Origin of the sequence: Ruminococcus sp. B05 (assembly GCF_003628495.1) — a bacterium.
Taxonomy (GTDB): domain Bacteria; phylum Bacillota; class Clostridia; order Lachnospirales; family Lachnospiraceae; genus Schaedlerella; species Schaedlerella hominis.
Genome location: NZ_RBZR01000002.1, coordinates 40,224 through 55,812 on the forward strand (window position 1 = coordinate 40,224; position 15,589 = coordinate 55,812).

The window sequence follows — 15,589 nt, forward strand, 5'->3', positions numbered from 1 at the left end:
ATAAATTCAAAACAGAAAAGCTATTGTTTGAATTTCCGCAAACAATAGCTTTCTTATTATATATACTTTTTAAATTTTACAGACTTACTTTCTTCGTACATGTTATTGCAAGCGAACCAGGTCCGATATGACATGCCACACTCAATGATAATGGTGCACTTTTCAGTTCATACTGTGGAAAATTTTTCTGGATCTCTTCTTTCCATTCCTGTGCTGCCTCTTCATCTCCTGTATACGCCATACCAAGAATCAATTGTTCTTCTTTTCCTTTAAAACGCTCTTCAATGTCCTGTTTAATTGCTTTTAGCATTGTACGTTTTGCAGCTTTCAATCCCCGCACTTTTGAAAATGCGTCTAACTTATCACCTTGGACTGTCAGTACCGGTTTCAGATTTAACACTGTTCCAAGTGCCGCAGCCGCAGCTGTTATTCTTCCACCTTTTTTCAGATATTTCAAAGTATCTACGGTAATATAAATTGTTGACTCAAACTTTTCTTTTTCAAGAATTTCTTTGATTTCTCTTGCTGATTTACCTGCATCACATAGTGTCAACGCATCCATGACCGACTGCTCTTGTGTCACTGAAATGCGCTTATTGTCTACAACTTGTACTCTTCCATCGTATTCCATAGACAACGAAATTGCATTTTCACAAGTACTGCTCAATCCACTTGACATTGGGATATGTACAATCTCATCGTATTCTTCAAGTAATTTTTCCCACAGATCCATCACATCTCCAGGAGATGGCTGCGAAGTAGATATCTCCGCATCCTCTCCTAATTTCTGATAGAATTCTTCCTGTGAAAGTGATATGTCTTCAAAAAACAATTCTTCATTAATATAGAATGGCATTGGGATAACATAAACTCCCAGTTCCTTCCCCCTTGCCTGTGTGATTCCACTATTACTGTCTGTTACTATTGCAATTTTACTCATCTCTAATTTGTTCCCCTATTCGTTTTCCAACCTGTGCCTGACAAATGTCTTTTCACACAGAATAAACTTCTTTATTAGTTCTTAAAGCTATGAATTGGTGCTGGGATTCTTCCCTTGCGACTAATAAATGCCTCGCATCCAAATTCATTGATTGGCATAATTGGTGCATAACCAAGTAATCCACCAAACTCTGCTACATCTCCTACATCTTTACCAATAACCGGAATCAGGCGTACTGCTGTTGTTTTCTGATTGACCATACCGATTGCCATCTCATCTGCAATCATACCTGAGATTGTACTTGCACTTGTTTTTCCCGGGATTGCAATCATATCCAGTCCAACAGAACATACACATGTCATTGCCTCAAGTTTTTCCATTGTAAGCGAACCTGCATTTACTGCATCGATCATTCCCTGATCTTCACTGACAGGAATGAATGCTCCGCTAAGTCCGCCAACATAAGAAGAAGCCATAACTCCGCCCTTCTTCACCTGATCATTAAGCATTGCAAGCGCTGCTGTTGTTCCTGGTGCTCCTACTCTTTCCAATCCGATTTCTTCCAAAATCTCAGCTACACTATCTCCAACTGCCGGAGTAGGTGCAAGAGATAAATCGATAATACCAAATGGAATACCCATACGCTTTGAAGCTTCTCCTGCAACAAGCTGTCCTACTCTTGTAACCTTAAACGCAGTCTTCTTGATCGTCTCGCAAAGTTCTTCAAATCCTTTTCCACGAACCTTTTCTAAGGCTTTTTTTACAACTCCAGGACCACTGACACCAACATTGATCACTGCATCTGCTTCTGTTACTCCTAAGAATGCACCCGCCATAAATGGATTGTCATCCGGTGCATTACAAAATACAACTAATTTTGCACATCCAAGGGAATCATTATCTGCTGTTGCTTCTGCTGTTGCTTTCACAATTTCTCCGCAAAGACGTACTGCATCCATGTTAATTCCTGTTTTTGTTGAACCTACATTCACAGAACTACAGATTCTCTCTGTCTGTGCGAGTGCCTGCGGAATTGAACGGATCAGATTTTCCTCGCTTTTTGTCATGCCCTTTGACACAAGTGCTGAATATCCACCGATAAAGTTAACGCCAACTTCTTTTGCTGCTTTATCCAGTGTTTTGGCTATTGTCACATAATCCTCCGGTGTCTTACATGCGGCACCTCCGATTAAAGAAATAGGTGTAATAGAAATTCTTTTATTGACAATTGGGATTCCAAATTCTCTTTCAATATCCTGACCTGTTGAAACCAGATTTTTTGCCACTGTTGTGATTTTCTCATAAATCTTACGATTCAATTCATCCAGGTTAGAATCAATACAATCTAATAGGCTGATTCCAAGTGTGATTGTTCTGACATCCAGATTCTCCTGTTCGATCATCTTATTTGTCTCAGATACTTCATACATATTAATCATAGCATTATTTCCTCACATATTCGTTTTTTTGATCTTGTTTCTGTATGTCTGTATGATACCTCTTACAGTCTATGCATCTTTTCGAAAATTTCTTCTCTCTGACAGCGGATTGCTACACCGATTTCTGTTCCAAGCTCTTCCAGTTCATCACAAATCACTGCGAAATCTTTTTTTATATTTGCAGCGTCAACAACCATCATCATGTTAAAATATCCCTGTACGATTGTCTGAGAAATGTCCAGAATATTAATCTGGTTGTCTGCCAAGTATGTACATACCTTTGCGATAATTCCTACGGTGTCTTTTCCCACTACAGTTACGATACATTTCTTCATGATTCTCTCCTCCTAATTGTCTCAAGATGTACATTGTTCCATATTATATTTCTGTCTGCACCGAAAATCATATCCGGTACGCATGCCTGAATATCTCAGGCTAGACCTCTATGATATCAGATACCGAATCACGCTTTGCGACCCACATATCCAGGTCTTCTCCTTTGTAAGCATTATCCGCCAGCGTCACTTCCAGCTTCACTGTTTCATAAGCAAGTCTTGCATAATTATTCTCTTTACTCAAGTGCCCCAGCATGATATGTTTCAAATTATCATGTAGTATATCACAAAGTAACTGACCTGACAATTCATTTGATAAATGACCTTTATCCCCAAGAATTCTTCTCTTTAACGGGTAAGGATATCCGCCTACTTCCAGCATATGTATATCATGGTTTGCTTCCAGCAAAACTGCATCCAGATTTTTTAGTTTTTTTACGATGTAATCATCATATGTTCCAAGATCTGTCGCAACTGCAACTGCTTTTCCTGCATTCTCCATCCGATATCCGCATGGTTCATTTGCATCATGCGAAATCTGAAATGGATGAATATCGATATCTCCCAACTGAAACATCTTATCTGTCTCGATTGGATGCAATAGCCCTTCCGGCATCTTTCCAAGACTGGAAGATCTTTCAATCCCCCGAATTGTTCCCGGTGTTGCATAAATCGGTATCGCATATTTACGGCTAAATACCCCCAGTCCCTGGATATGATCTGAATGTTCATGTGTCACAAGAATTCCATCCAATTCCTCTCCTTTCACATCCAGTTCTTTTAATCCTTCTTCAATACGTTTTTTGCTAATGCCTGTGTCCACAAGCAAATGTGTATCATCGCTTCCTACATAAATACAGTTGCCACTGCTTCCGCTGGCAATGCTGCACATCCTCATAATATTTCTCCTATCTGCTTCTCTGTATCTTTAAAATCCCCACTGTTATCAATCACATGTGTACACACTTTCCGAAATAGTTCTTCTGAAGTCTGTGATGCAATCATCCTTGTAATACGCTCATCGCTGTATCCGCGGGATGCTTTTAATCTTTCTCTTCGAATAGCTTCTTTCGCATAAATGTACCACATTTCCTGACAGATATCTTCATATCCTGACTCTGGCAACAGAGCTGACTCAATCACAAACAGTGGTGTATCTTTTTTCTTTTCCTCTATAATCTGACGGGTCACTTCCGCCTTCACCTTGGGATGAACAATTTCATTTAACATTTCCAGTTTATCCGCATCTTGAAACACAATACTGCTTAAAACAGGTCTGTTCAGTTCACCATCTTCTCCTACCACCTGTTCTCCGAATGTTTCTACGATTTTTTGAAAGCAAGGCTTCCCGCTTTTTTGTAATTCTTTTGCTACCTCATCAAGCTGACAAACTTTTGCCTTATATGTTTTTTCCAAATATCCAAGAACCTGACTCTTGCCCGAGCCAACGCCTCCTGTAATTCCTATTACTTTCATTTCATACTCCACAATCATATCATATATCTATGATAATAATCTTCTGTTATTTTGCTTCGTACCAATTATTACCATTGTGCATATCTACAATCAACGGCACTTTTAATTCTGCCGCATGCTCCATCTGGTCTTTTAAAATCGTCTGCACTTCTTCTATTTCATCCTGGTAAGCTTCAATCAACAATTCATCGTGTACCTGCAAGATCAATCTGGATTTCATATTACGTTTCTTTAATTCCCTGTTCACACCAAGCATTGCTATTTTCATAATATCGGCAGCGGTTCCCTGGATTGGTGCATTCATTGCTACTCGTTCTCCAAAACTCCTCTGCATAAAATTGCTTGATTTCAACTCCGGTACCGGTCGTCTTCTTCCATATAATGTCACTGCATATCCATGCTCTTTTGCATTTTCCACAGATTCATCCAAAAATGTTTTGATTCCCGGATAAGTTTGAAAATAATTCTCTATATATTGTGCTGCTTCTTTTCTTGTAATACTCAAATCCTGACTTAACCCGAATGAGCTGATTCCGTATACTATTCCAAAGTTTACAGCCTTTGCATTTCTTCTCTGCAGATCTGTCACTTCATCAAATGGAATATGGAATACCTGAGATGCCGTAATCCTGTGAATATCTCTTGCCTCTCGGTATGCCTGAATCAACTGTTCATCTCCTGAACAGTGTGCCAATATACGCAATTCAATCTGAGAATAATCCGCATCTACAAAAACATATCCTTCTTCCGGAACAAACACCTTTCGAAGCAGTCGTCCAAGTTCTGTCCTGATTGGAATATTCTGCAAGTTCGGTTCTGTACTGCTGATACGTCCGGTAGCAGTGATCGTCTGATTAAAGGTTCCATGTATTCTTCCGTCTGTCTGAATAAAACCTGCAAGTCCGTCTGCATAAGTAGATTTCAGTTTTGTTAGCTGACGATATTCTAAAATTTCTGATACAATTGGATAATCCGGTGCCAGTTTATCTAATACATCTGCTGCTGTTGAATATCCGGTCTTTGTTTTTTTCCCGTTCGGCAGCCCCATTTTTTCAAACAAAATCACACCCAACTGTTTCGGTGAATTAATATTAAATATCTCTCCTGCTTTGTCATAAATATTCTTTTCAAGCTCCACAATTTTACTTCCGAGCTGCTCACCATAAGTTTTCAAAGCGTCTGCCTCTATTTTCACCCCTGCATGCTCCATATCATACAAGGTAAATAATAATGGCATCTCGATCTCATCAAACAATTTTTTCATCTTTGTCTCATCGAGCTTTTTCTTTAATATTTCTACAGATGCAAATGCTGTGTACGCTTCATAACAGGATTTTGTTTTTTCATCTGCTTTTTCATCAATTATCAAATTTAACTGTTCTCTGGCAATATCTTCAAAATCATAATCATTTTTCAAAGGATTTAACAAATATGCTGCCAAAATCGGATCAAAACAATGTTCTTCTTTTTCCACAGAAATCAATGATAAATATTTTTTCAGATTACATAATACAAATGTGTCTACCTTCTTTGCAAGCTCTGTAAGCTTTCCAAATAGATAATCCATTGTCACTTCCATGTCTGCCGGAATGGTATAAATTTTTTTTCTATCATAAGCCAGCGAAATTCTTCCGTATCCGGACTCGTGTGCAAATAATGGCAGAACATTTCCCGCATCTTCTGAAATTCCGACTCCCACAAGTTTTGCCTTCATTGCTTCCGCAAATACCTGTTCAATCTCTGCTTTTTCTGTGATTTCTTTAAAATATTCTTCTACATCATTCGAATCTGCCTCTACATCAAATCGTCCGAGAAGATTTTTAAACTGTAATCTCTGGAAATAATCATGTGCTTCCTTTGTATACATGTTGCCATGTCTGGCAGCCTCCAGATCAAATGGCACATCTGCATGGATATCAATTGTAGCAAGTGTTTTACTCAGTACCGCCTGATCCCAGAATTCATCCAGATTTTTGCTTGCTCTTGGCGGTTTTAACTCTGACACATGTTCGTGTGCATTTTCAATATTCCCATATTCTACAATAATCTTTGTTGCAGTCTTCTCTCCGATTCCCGGCACTCCAGGAATATTATCTGCAGTATCTCCCATCAATGCTTTTACATCAATAAATTCGATTGGAGTCACACCATATTTTTCCTTTACATCTGATGCAAAATAATCCTCTATCTCGGTACGTCCCTGCTTCGTCTTTGGAATTCTGATTTTGACATGTTCTGTTGCCAGCTGCAAAGTATCTCTGTCCCCTGAGATAATCGCCACATCCATTCCTTTCTCTTCGCAGGAATGTGATATTGTTCCAAGCAGATCATCTGCCTCTAAGCCTGCTTTCTCGATCGTTGCAATATTCATTGCCTGCAGTACTTCTTTAATAACAGGAACCTGCTGTCTTAGTTCTTCTGCCATTGGTTTTCTTGTACCCTTATACTCCGGATACATCTCATGGCGAAATGTCGGTGCATGTACATCAAATGTAACAGTAAGATATTCCGGCTGTTCTTCATCTAATATTTTAAACAAAATATTCAAAAATCCATATATCGCATTGGTATGCAGTCCTTCTGCATTTGTCAAATCCGGAACACCGTAAAATGCTCTGTTCAAAATACTGTGTCCATCTATCAAAACAATTTTCTCACGCATATCATCTTCTCCATTCAATGGCCTTTTAAATTCAAAAAGGCAATTCTTTCGCTTTTATGAGTATACACTAAATCTGCTTGTTTTTAAAGGGGAAGTTCTAACAGAAAGTACTCTAAAACTTGAAGATTTTTAGTTCTTCTGCTATATTATATTGCATAATAATTGCAGTCTTTTACTCTTATGACTGCAATCCATAAATTTAGATTTTTTTACCACAATAAAAGGAGACTCTTATAAATGGATGGAATTATTTTTGATGTAGACGGAACACTTTGGAACTCAACTGATGCTGTCGCAAAGGCATGGACAAAAGCGATTGAGGAGAATTCAGATTTAGACTTGATCGTAGATGCTCCACTGTTAAACAGAATATTCGGAAAGACAATGGATGAAATCTGCGATATTGTTTTCCCTATGCTTCCTTTAGAGGAACGCACTCATCTTGGCGACTTGTGTTTTGAATATGAAAACCAACTGCTCGCCGAAGAACCTTGCCCGGTATTTGACGGAGTTAAAGAAACATTTCAAAAACTCTCCAAAAAGCACAAACTTTTTATTGTCAGTAACTGCGCCTGTGGTTATATAGAAGTTATGCTTTCTACTTCCGGTCTGGATAAATATGTTGCAGACACGCTTTGTTTTGGTCAGACAAACACATCCAAAGGCAAAACGATCCGTACCTTAATGGAACGTAACAATCTAAAAGATGTTGTTTATGTCGGTGACACACAAGGCGATGCCGATGCATGCAAAGAAGCTGATGTTCCCTTCATTTTTGCAGAATATGGATTTGGTGATGTTCCTGATGCAAAGACAAGAATCAAAGACATCACAGGACTGACAACACTTTTTTAATTCTGCCGGATAATTTAAGGTGCAACAAATATTTTCTTTCATTTGTTGCACCTTTTATGTATTTTCCCGGATGATTCACCTATGTTTCTGTCACCGTTTTATTTTTTTATAAATTTTTTCAGTATGATTTTTACATCGTTAGTTTCCGATAATTTTCTACATTCCCGTAATCTTTATGCACTCCATCATCTTCATACAGTGTATATTGTGTGCCTTCAAATCCAATCATTTTCAAATTTTCTGTATCCAGCTCTGCCACCGATTCCGCAGTTTCTGCCAATGGAATGCATTTTCCACTTCGGATAAATAATGGCACTTCATTTAATGCAACTTCAACATAATGATCGCCTTTTTCCAAAATTTCTTCCAAGATTGTTCCGTCTGGTAAGAACTTGACAAACTTCATTGTCTCTGGAAGATAAACATAACGGCCTCGTGCATTCTGTTCGTAAACCGGTGCAATCATAATCTCATTTCCAAGCATTAACTGATCTTCTACACGAACAGCCCTCTTATCCTCCGGATATTCAAACGCTAATGGCTTAAAATACATATCGTCATTCAATGCAGCTTTCATATATTCACTGTACAAATATGGAATCAGACGATATCTGACACCTATTACATGGCGGAAATCTTCTATCTGTTCAAACTGATAACATTCCTGCTCTCTCGTGCCCTTTGCCGCATGATCACGCATCAATGGTGTAAAGACACCTAATGCAAGATGGCGTAACAACAAATCTCTTGTTGTATCTGCCCCAAATCCACCAAGGTCTGCTCCTGTATACAAGAAACCACACATATTCAAAGACGGCATCATTTTCAAATTTAACAAAATGTGTGACCACCAGGATTTGTTATCTCCTGTCCATATTCCACCATAGCGATGCATGCCCACATACGAAGAACGTGAGAACATAAGAAAACGTTTCTCAGGATTGATCCGTTCAAATGCTTCTCCTGCTGCTCTAGTCATATTATACCCAAACAGATTGTGCACTTTGTCATGACGCACTTTCTTTCCATTTACAAGATGATAAAATCTACGGTAATCTTCATGATTATTTGCAAGTCCAAATAATTTTCCACCTACTTCCCATAAGTTCACCTTGCCTTCTTCATCATCTGCAAATCGTCTTGCAACCTCCTTTGCTTCGGCAAGCCCTTCTTTTGAGTAGAAAATAGACGGCTCATTCATATCATTCCAAAAACCTTCAATTCCCTGCTCTGTCAAAAAACGATACTGGTCTCCAAACCATTTTCTTGCATCCGCATTCAATACATCTGGGAAATGTGTATCTCCCGGCCAAACTGCTGCCACAAAATCACTTCCGTCTTCACGTTTACAGAAGTATTGTTTTTCCACACCTTCTTCATAAATCGAATATCCATCTTCGACTTTAACACCTGCATCAATAATCGGTATCAAGCGAATATTTTTATCTTTCATTTCCTGTACAAATCCTGGGAAATCTTTGAAGTTTTCCTCATTTAATGTAAAATCTTTAAAATCCTGCATGTAATCAATATCCATATATATCATATCCAATGGAATATGATTTTCACGATATTTTGCTGCTACTTTACAAAAATCTTCTTTTGTCTCATATCCCCATCTGCTCTGTCCGAATCCAAACGCAAATTTAGGTGGGATATAACTATGTCCGATTGCTTTGCGGAACTGTTTTACAATATCGTATGCATTTTCTCCTTCAAATACATACAAATTCAAATCCGCATTTTCACAGGATACTTTCATTGTATCCATTCGTGTATATCCAATATCAAATGTCAATGTTGACGGATAATCAAAGAACATTCCAAATGTCTGCTTGCCGCTCACAATAATAAAATTATGTGCCGCATATAAAGAACGTTTATCTTCTGTATGTTCCGGGTCATCTGAACAGTCACTGATATAACAATATCCTCTCTTATTAATTCCTCGATTTGCCTCACCAAGACCATAAACGATATCATCTTCATCCATAATATAAGTAAATACAAATCCTTCTTTCTGTGAAATAGTTCCGTACTTTGGATTTCCTTTTGTTGCATCAACCTTCTCTACGATTGCTTCTGTGTCAAATGGATTTCCATATTCATAACGCTTCATTTTGATTCCTCCCTAGTTTTATTTTCGTCACTTGTCTGATAAATGGTTGCCTTATAATCACAGTATATCGTTATGGATTTGATATTTCTTGCAATATCCGCTATAATTATAACACAATATTGACTTTTTATAGATGTTATAAATTTAATTGATACATTTGAAAGGACTTTGATTTATGTATAATAAAACTTATCTCGATACTTCCTTAAAGGAACATGCATCTCACGGAACCAAAAAGCATCCTATGATCGGACTCCACTTTGAATCAGGAAACAACTCATTTTATCCAAATCATTTCTTTGTGGAGCGCCACTGGCATCACACAATAGAAATCATCTTAATCCTCAAAGGACGTTATGAATTTGAAATCAATCTGGAGCAATATATATTAAACGAAGGTGATATTGCTTTTTTAAATAGTGGGGATTTACATCAAATCACCGGGTTAAAAAAAGGCACCATACACGACGTATTCATTTTCAATCCTGAGCTTTTGGCTTTTCAATATTCTGATGCATTGCAGACAGATATCCTGCAGCCATTTATAAACCACGATAATATTTTTCCTCACGTATTACACCCAAATGATGCTCTTTATCCTGTGCTTTATCCACGGATTCAAAAAATTTTGCATGATTCTCTCTTGCAAACTGAGAATTGGTATATCTCCTGTAAATTGCAGTTATTGGAAATGATGAGCACGATGTATTTGCATCATTTTTTTCTTCAGAAAAATGATACACTTTCATCCTCTGACCGCCAGAAAATTGCACGCTACAAAAAACTTGTTTCCTATATGGAGTTGCATTATCCTGAACATATTTCTTTAGATAACCTTGCTGAAATCGCAGAATGTAACAGCCAATACCTATGCCGTTTTTTCAAAGATATCACCGGTATGCCGCCAATGAAATACCTGATTCAATACCGTATCGAACAAGCTTGTGAAATGTTGCGAGATACTACTAAAAGCGTACTGGAGATTAGTTTGGACTGTGGATTTGAAAATGTAAGTTATTTTATTCGGAAATTTAAGGAGCTGAAAGGGTCTACGCCTCAAAAATATCGACAACTTCAATAACTCCGCGAGGATGCGCAGTGATTCTGATAGGAATATGTCAGCTTCGCTGACCAGAATCACGCGCCAAGTCTCACGGACGTTCGTCTTGAATTTATATATATCAATTATTTTTAGTATATTGACTTTTTCGCGAGAGATGATATCATAATGATATCAAATAAATTTCATTCTATTTCAAAGGAGGAATCAACATGAATGAGAAAATATTGTCAACTAAAAAGAATGGAATGGGAATGCTTCTGCTTTTTTCTTTCCTTTATATGATTGCAATTGCCGGATGTATTTTTTCTGCTATATCCATGGGATTTTCAGTTACTGCACCTGCTGTTACTGTATTGATTATCAGTATTATCTGGCTTAGTATTGGATGGGTTCCATTCCTCGGTCTGAAAGTCCTTAAACCACAGGAAGCTCTCGTACTTACTCTTTTCGGTAATTATGTGGGTACACTCAAAGAGGCTGGATTCTATTTTGTGAATCCTTTCTGTACAAGTGTAAATCCTGCTTCCAAAACAAAATTAAGCCAGAGTGGTGATGTTGATAATAATGCAAAGAAAAATGCAAACCTTTCTAACATTTTAGGAATTTCTACAACCGGAACAGCAGAAGAATCTTCAAGCAAAAAGATTTCTCTCAAGGTTATGACACTCAATAATTCCCGTCAGAAAATTAATGACTGTCTGGGAAATCCAATTGAAATCGGGATTGCTGTCACATGGCGCGTAGTAGACACAGCGAAAGCTGTTTTCAATGTAGATAATTATAAAGAATATCTTTCCCTGCAATGTGATGGTGCTCTTCGTAATATTGTCCGCATCTATCCATATGATACTGCACCTGATGTAGATACAACGGGGGATGGTCAGGCAGATGAAGGAAGTCTGCGTGGCTCCAGTGAGATTGTTGCCGCGAGAATCCGCGAAGAAATTCAGAATAAAGTGGCCGATGCAGGTCTTGAGATTATTGAAGCAAGAATCACTTATCTTGCTTACGCCCCTGAAATTGCCGCTGTTATGCTTCAACGTCAGCAAGCCTCTGCAATCATTGATGCAAGAAAAATGATTGTTGACGGTGCTGTCGGAATGGTTGAAATGGCTCTTAATCAATTAAATGAAAAAGATGTTGTAGAACTGGATGAAGAACGTAAGGCTGCTATGGTATCTAATCTACTGGTTGTTCTGTGTGGTAACCATGACACCCAACCAATTATTAATTCTGGAAGCCTGTATTAATTATGGCTGAAAAGGATAATAAAAAGAAACAAGTTCCTCTGCGTCTCTCCAACAAATTGTATGACGCAATTGCAGCCTGGGCAGAAGATGATTTTCGTTCTGTAAATGGTCAGATTGAATATCTTCTGACTGAATGCGTCCGACAACGAAAGAAAAATGGGAAATATGTTTCTGAACATCTGGATGAGCCGATTGATTTAGATATTTCTTAAAAAAACAGTTTAATGCTGTGCAAAATAAAAAAGGTCCATTGGACCTTTTTTCGTATACATAACAAAAAACCTGAGGACAGTAATTGTTCTCAGGTTTTATGCGGATGGCGGGACTTGAACCCGCACGTAGTCACCTACGCAAGATTTTGAGTCTTGTGCGTCTGCCATTCCGCCACATCCGCTCACAGTTCGTATCATCTCCGAACCGAGATTTATCTTACCATATCATTTCTATTTTTGCAATAGCTTTTTTTAATTTTTTTCATTTTTTTCAAAAAAACATAAAATTTCTTTAATTCAATATATTTTCATCAAAAAAGCGCAAATTTTTGAGCTGCCAGACACTTCAAGCCAACTACTTATATTTACACTTTATCCTTCTTTATGCTATACTTTGACATGTTCATCTATTCAGATTATGACACTGAATTATATTTACTACAAGGAGAATTTTCATGAATACCATTATTACAATTGAACCGACGCTTTCTATGTTTCTGATTGTCTGTCCGTTTTTATTTCTCGCCGGGTTGGTTGACGCAATCGGCGGCGGAGGCGGTCTGATCTCGCTTCCAGCATATCTGATTGCCGGACTTCCTACCCATACTGCGATTGCAACTAACAAACTTTCATCAACTTGCGGGACTACCCTTGCAACCGCCCGCTTTATCAAGAATGGCCTGGTAAATTTTAAATTAGCAGTTCCATCCGTTATTATGGCAATTATCGGCTCTGCCATCGGAGCACATATTTCTCTGATTATTCCTGAAAAAATAATGATGCATGTACTGATTGTCGTTCTGCCGATTGCTGCGTTTTTTGTACTAAACAAAAAGCTGTTCCATGATAATGAAAACGATGTTATTACACTTGATAAACGTACTTATCTCACTGCTTCCATTGCTGCTTTTGTGATTGGAATGTATGATGGATTTTACGGTCCGGGAACCGGTACATTTTTAATTATCGCCTTTACTGTATTTGCTAAGCTTAGTATTAAAACAGCCAATGCACAGGCAAAAGTTATTAATCTTACAACCAATATCACTTCTTTAGTCATATTCTTTTTAAACAGACAGGTACTTATTCCTCTTGGAATTGCTGCTGCCCTTTGTAATATGCTTGGAGGTTATCTTGGCGCAGGAATGGTAATGAAAAGTGGAGCTAAAATTGTTCGTCCCAGTATTTTACTTGTACTATTTCTGCTCCTGCTGAAAATCATATAGGGACGGAGTTTTCCGGCTCTTTTCTGATAGAAAAAGCCGGAAAATTCCGTCCCTATTCAGCTTTCAAATGTCAATAATGACCTATTTTTTACACAAAAACTTATCTAAACAATTTATTTTAGTAATGCTATTATAATACACGTAGCAAGGGAAAAGAAATTTTCCAAAACAATTATGTAAGATAAGAAAAGGAGATATATTATGTTTGATTTTGCATTAACACCAGAAATGTCAAAAGAATTTTTAAACTATCAGGAAGAATTATTAAATAAAGTAGTTTCTTCAATCAAAAAATATTTTTCAGAAAATTATGAGACAATTGTCAAGGGGCTTGCATGTATGAATGGTAATTTTTCTGGATATATGTACAGAAAGTAAGATGCCATGGCTGAAAATATTTTAATACTCAACAAATAAGGAGTAGAATTCCATTATAAGAATTCTACTCCTTTTATTTTTTGTCTATTTATTATTTTACAAGTAAAGATTTACCTGTCATCTCAGCTGGCTGTTCCATTCCCATCAATTCGATTAATGTAGGAGCGATATCTGCCAGGCATCCACCTTCTCTTAATTTGTATGCAGGGTCTGCATTTACAAGAATAAATGGAACCGGATTTGTTGTGTGAGCTGTAAATGGCTCTCCAGTTTCATCATCGATCAGCTGCTCTGCATTTCCGTGGTCTGCACAAATAAACATCTGCCCATCTACTTCTTTGATGGCATCTACTGCTTTTCCAACACACTCATCAACAGCTTCAATCGCTTTGATTGCTGCATCCTCTACACCAGTATGTCCTACCATATCCGGATTAGCAAAGTTGATGATGATTACGTCATACTTATCAGATTTTATTGCATCTACTAATTTATCGCACACTTCGTATGCACTCATCTCAGGTTTCAAGTCATATGTTGCTACCTTTGGAGATTTTACAAGAATTCTGTCTTCTCCTTCATTTGGCTCTTCTACTCCACCATTAAAGAAGAATGTTACATGTGCATATTTTTCTGTTTCTGCAATACGAGCCTGTTTCAGACCATTTTTTGCAAGGAACTCTCCAAATGTATTTGTAATTTCATCTTTTACAAATGCAACCTGTTTGTTTGCGATTGTAACATCATACTCTGTAAAGCAAACAAATGTTGTTTTTACTCTTTCTCCTCTTTCGAATCCTGTAAATTCATCATCGCAAAGAGTTCTTGTGATCTCTCTTGCTCTGTCAGGGCGGAAGTTAAAGAAGATAACAGAATCATTTTCTTTGATTGTTGCAAGTGGTGCACCGTCTTTTACAATGACTGTTGGAAGTACAAATTCATCTGTCACATCATTGTCATAAGATGCCTGAATTCCTGCTGTAGCAGACTCAGCTGTCTCGCCTTCCCCTTTAACGATTGCATTGTAAGCTTTTTCCACACGATCCCAACGATTATCACGATCCATTGCATAATAACGTCCTGATACGCTTGCAACTGCTCCAACACCAAGTTCTTTCATCTTAGCTTCTAACTGCTCTACATATTCTTTTCCTGATGCCGGAGGTGTGTCACGGCCATCAAGGAAGCAATGTACATATACTTTTTCAATGCCTTGTTTTTTAGCGAGTTCAAGAAGTCCAAATACATGTTCAATATGGCTGTGTACTCCACCATCAGACATAAGTCCCATCAAATGTAATGCAGAATCATTGCTTTTTACATTCTCACAAGCTGCAAGAAGTGCTTTATTTTCAAAGAAATCTCCATCCTGAATTGCTTTTGTAATCTTTGTAAGATCCTGATATACAATTCTACCTGCTCCCATGTTCAGATGTCCTACTTCTGAGTTACCCATCTGTCCATCCGGAAGTCCTACAGCCATTCCACTTGCATATCCTTTTACAAATGGATATTCTGCCATAAGCTTATCCATAACCGGAGTTTTACCTTCAGCAACAGCATTGCCTTTTTCTTTATCATTCAATCCATATCCATCAAGAATCATCAATACGGTTGGTTTTTTACTCATTATA

The 15,589-nt window shown here is 37.7% G+C and carries 14 protein-coding genes and 1 tRNA gene; 6 read left to right on the forward strand and 9 right to left on the reverse strand.

The genetic code is table 11. The annotated features are described in order from the left end of the window. Positions 1-76 precede the first annotated feature (76 nt). The 6 genes from D8Q48_RS03215 to polA form a co-directional block, all read right to left on the reverse strand. On the reverse strand, positions 77-940 hold the full coding sequence (locus tag D8Q48_RS03215) for a DegV family protein (RefSeq protein WP_117989654.1): 864 nt from the start codon (positions 938-940) through the stop codon (positions 77-79). Between the two features lie 74 nt (positions 941-1,014). After that, positions 1,015-2,379: a PFL family protein gene (locus tag D8Q48_RS03220; protein ID WP_117989653.1), complete on the reverse strand. Its 1,365-nt coding sequence runs from the start codon at positions 2,377-2,379 to the stop codon at positions 1,015-1,017. 62 nt (positions 2,380-2,441) lie between these two features. Next, positions 2,442-2,714, reverse strand: a complete 273-nt coding sequence (locus tag D8Q48_RS03225; protein WP_118687603.1) for an ACT domain-containing protein — start codon at positions 2,712-2,714, stop codon at positions 2,442-2,444. 100 nt (positions 2,715-2,814) lie between these two features. Next, positions 2,815-3,612 (reverse strand): MBL fold metallo-hydrolase, encoded by a 798-nt coding sequence (locus D8Q48_RS03230; protein WP_118723844.1) that lies wholly within the window; start codon positions 3,610-3,612, stop codon positions 2,815-2,817. Beyond that, positions 3,609-4,190, reverse strand: a complete 582-nt coding sequence (gene coaE, locus D8Q48_RS03235) for a dephospho-CoA kinase (RefSeq protein WP_121055568.1) — start codon at positions 4,188-4,190, stop codon at positions 3,609-3,611. Before coaE ends, D8Q48_RS03230 begins: the two co-directional genes overlap by 4 nt. Before the next feature lie 46 nt (positions 4,191-4,236). Continuing rightward, positions 4,237-6,852 (reverse strand): DNA polymerase I, encoded by a 2,616-nt coding sequence (polA, locus tag D8Q48_RS03240; protein WP_121055405.1) that lies wholly within the window; start codon positions 6,850-6,852, stop codon positions 4,237-4,239. A 237-nt stretch (positions 6,853-7,089) separates the two neighbouring features. Between polA and D8Q48_RS03245 the strand changes: the two genes are divergently transcribed. Continuing rightward, complete coding sequence (locus tag D8Q48_RS03245; RefSeq protein WP_121055408.1) at positions 7,090-7,707, forward strand: HAD family hydrolase; 618 nt, start codon at positions 7,090-7,092, stop codon at positions 7,705-7,707. Positions 7,708-7,837: 130 nt separating this feature from the next. Here the strand turns inward: D8Q48_RS03245 and D8Q48_RS03250 are convergent, their stop codons facing one another. Further along, entirely contained in the window at positions 7,838-9,826 is a 1,989-nt protein-coding gene (locus D8Q48_RS03250) for a TIM-barrel domain-containing protein (RefSeq protein WP_121055410.1), read from the reverse strand. Positions 9,827-10,001: 175 nt separating this feature from the next. Between D8Q48_RS03250 and D8Q48_RS03255 the strand changes: the two genes are divergently transcribed. From D8Q48_RS03255 to D8Q48_RS03265, 3 genes are all read left to right on the forward strand, one after another. After that, positions 10,002-10,907, forward strand: coding sequence for an AraC family transcriptional regulator (locus tag D8Q48_RS03255; RefSeq protein ID WP_121055412.1), 906 nt, complete (start codon positions 10,002-10,004; stop codon positions 10,905-10,907). Positions 10,908-11,098: 191 nt separating this feature from the next. Beyond that, on the forward strand, positions 11,099-12,139 hold the full coding sequence (locus D8Q48_RS03260) for an SPFH domain-containing protein (RefSeq protein ID WP_121055414.1): 1,041 nt from the start codon (positions 11,099-11,101) through the stop codon (positions 12,137-12,139). A gap of 2 nt (positions 12,140-12,141) precedes the next feature. After that, complete coding sequence (locus D8Q48_RS03265) at positions 12,142-12,351, forward strand: PTS ascorbate transporter subunit IIC (RefSeq protein WP_117989646.1); 210 nt, start codon at positions 12,142-12,144, stop codon at positions 12,349-12,351. 99 nt (positions 12,352-12,450) lie between these two features. Here D8Q48_RS03265 and D8Q48_RS03270 read toward each other — a convergent pair. After that, a tRNA-Leu gene (locus tag D8Q48_RS03270) sits at positions 12,451-12,533 on the reverse strand. Between the two features lie 273 nt (positions 12,534-12,806). Here D8Q48_RS03270 and D8Q48_RS03275 point away from each other — a divergent pair. Beyond that, positions 12,807-13,577, forward strand: a complete 771-nt coding sequence (locus tag D8Q48_RS03275) for a TSUP family transporter (RefSeq protein WP_191855105.1) — start codon at positions 12,807-12,809, stop codon at positions 13,575-13,577. 201 nt (positions 13,578-13,778) lie between these two features. After that, positions 13,779-13,955, forward strand: coding sequence for a hypothetical protein (locus D8Q48_RS17090; RefSeq protein WP_172696954.1), 177 nt, complete (start codon positions 13,779-13,781; stop codon positions 13,953-13,955). 91 nt (positions 13,956-14,046) lie between these two features. Here D8Q48_RS17090 and gpmI read toward each other — a convergent pair whose 3' ends face one another. Continuing rightward, positions 14,047-15,585, reverse strand: a complete 1,539-nt coding sequence (gene gpmI, locus D8Q48_RS03280) for a 2,3-bisphosphoglycerate-independent phosphoglycerate mutase (RefSeq protein ID WP_117989643.1) — start codon at positions 15,583-15,585, stop codon at positions 14,047-14,049. Positions 15,586-15,589: the final 4 nt, after the last annotated feature.

Coding starts and splice junctions, on each gene's coding strand:
- D8Q48_RS03215 (WP_117989654.1), bottom strand. CDS start 940: ATGAGTAAAATTGCAATAGTAACAGACAGTAATAGTGGAATCACACAG.
- D8Q48_RS03220 (WP_117989653.1), bottom strand. CDS start 2,379: ATGATTAATATGTATGAAGTATCTGAGACAAATAAGATGATCGAACAG.
- D8Q48_RS03225 (WP_118687603.1), bottom strand. CDS start 2,714: ATGAAGAAATGTATCGTAACTGTAGTGGGAAAAGACACCGTAGGAATT.
- D8Q48_RS03230 (WP_118723844.1), bottom strand. CDS start 3,612: ATGAGGATGTGCAGCATTGCCAGCGGAAGCAGTGGCAACTGTATTTAT.
- coaE (WP_121055568.1), bottom strand. CDS start 4,190: ATGAAAGTAATAGGAATTACAGGAGGCGTTGGCTCGGGCAAGAGTCAG.
- polA (WP_121055405.1), bottom strand. CDS start 6,852: ATGCGTGAGAAAATTGTTTTGATAGATGGACACAGTATTTTGAACAGA.
- D8Q48_RS03245 (WP_121055408.1), top strand. CDS start 7,090: ATGGATGGAATTATTTTTGATGTAGACGGAACACTTTGGAACTCAACT.
- D8Q48_RS03250 (WP_121055410.1), bottom strand. CDS start 9,826: ATGAAGCGTTATGAATATGGAAATCCATTTGACACAGAAGCAATCGTA.
- D8Q48_RS03255 (WP_121055412.1), top strand. CDS start 10,002: ATGTATAATAAAACTTATCTCGATACTTCCTTAAAGGAACATGCATCT.
- D8Q48_RS03260 (WP_121055414.1), top strand. CDS start 11,099: ATGAATGAGAAAATATTGTCAACTAAAAAGAATGGAATGGGAATGCTT.
- D8Q48_RS03265 (WP_117989646.1), top strand. CDS start 12,142: ATGGCTGAAAAGGATAATAAAAAGAAACAAGTTCCTCTGCGTCTCTCC.
- D8Q48_RS03275 (WP_191855105.1), top strand. CDS start 12,807: ATGAATACCATTATTACAATTGAACCGACGCTTTCTATGTTTCTGATT.
- D8Q48_RS17090 (WP_172696954.1), top strand. CDS start 13,779: ATGTTTGATTTTGCATTAACACCAGAAATGTCAAAAGAATTTTTAAAC.
- gpmI (WP_117989643.1), bottom strand. CDS start 15,585: ATGAGTAAAAAACCAACCGTATTGATGATTCTTGATGGATATGGATTG.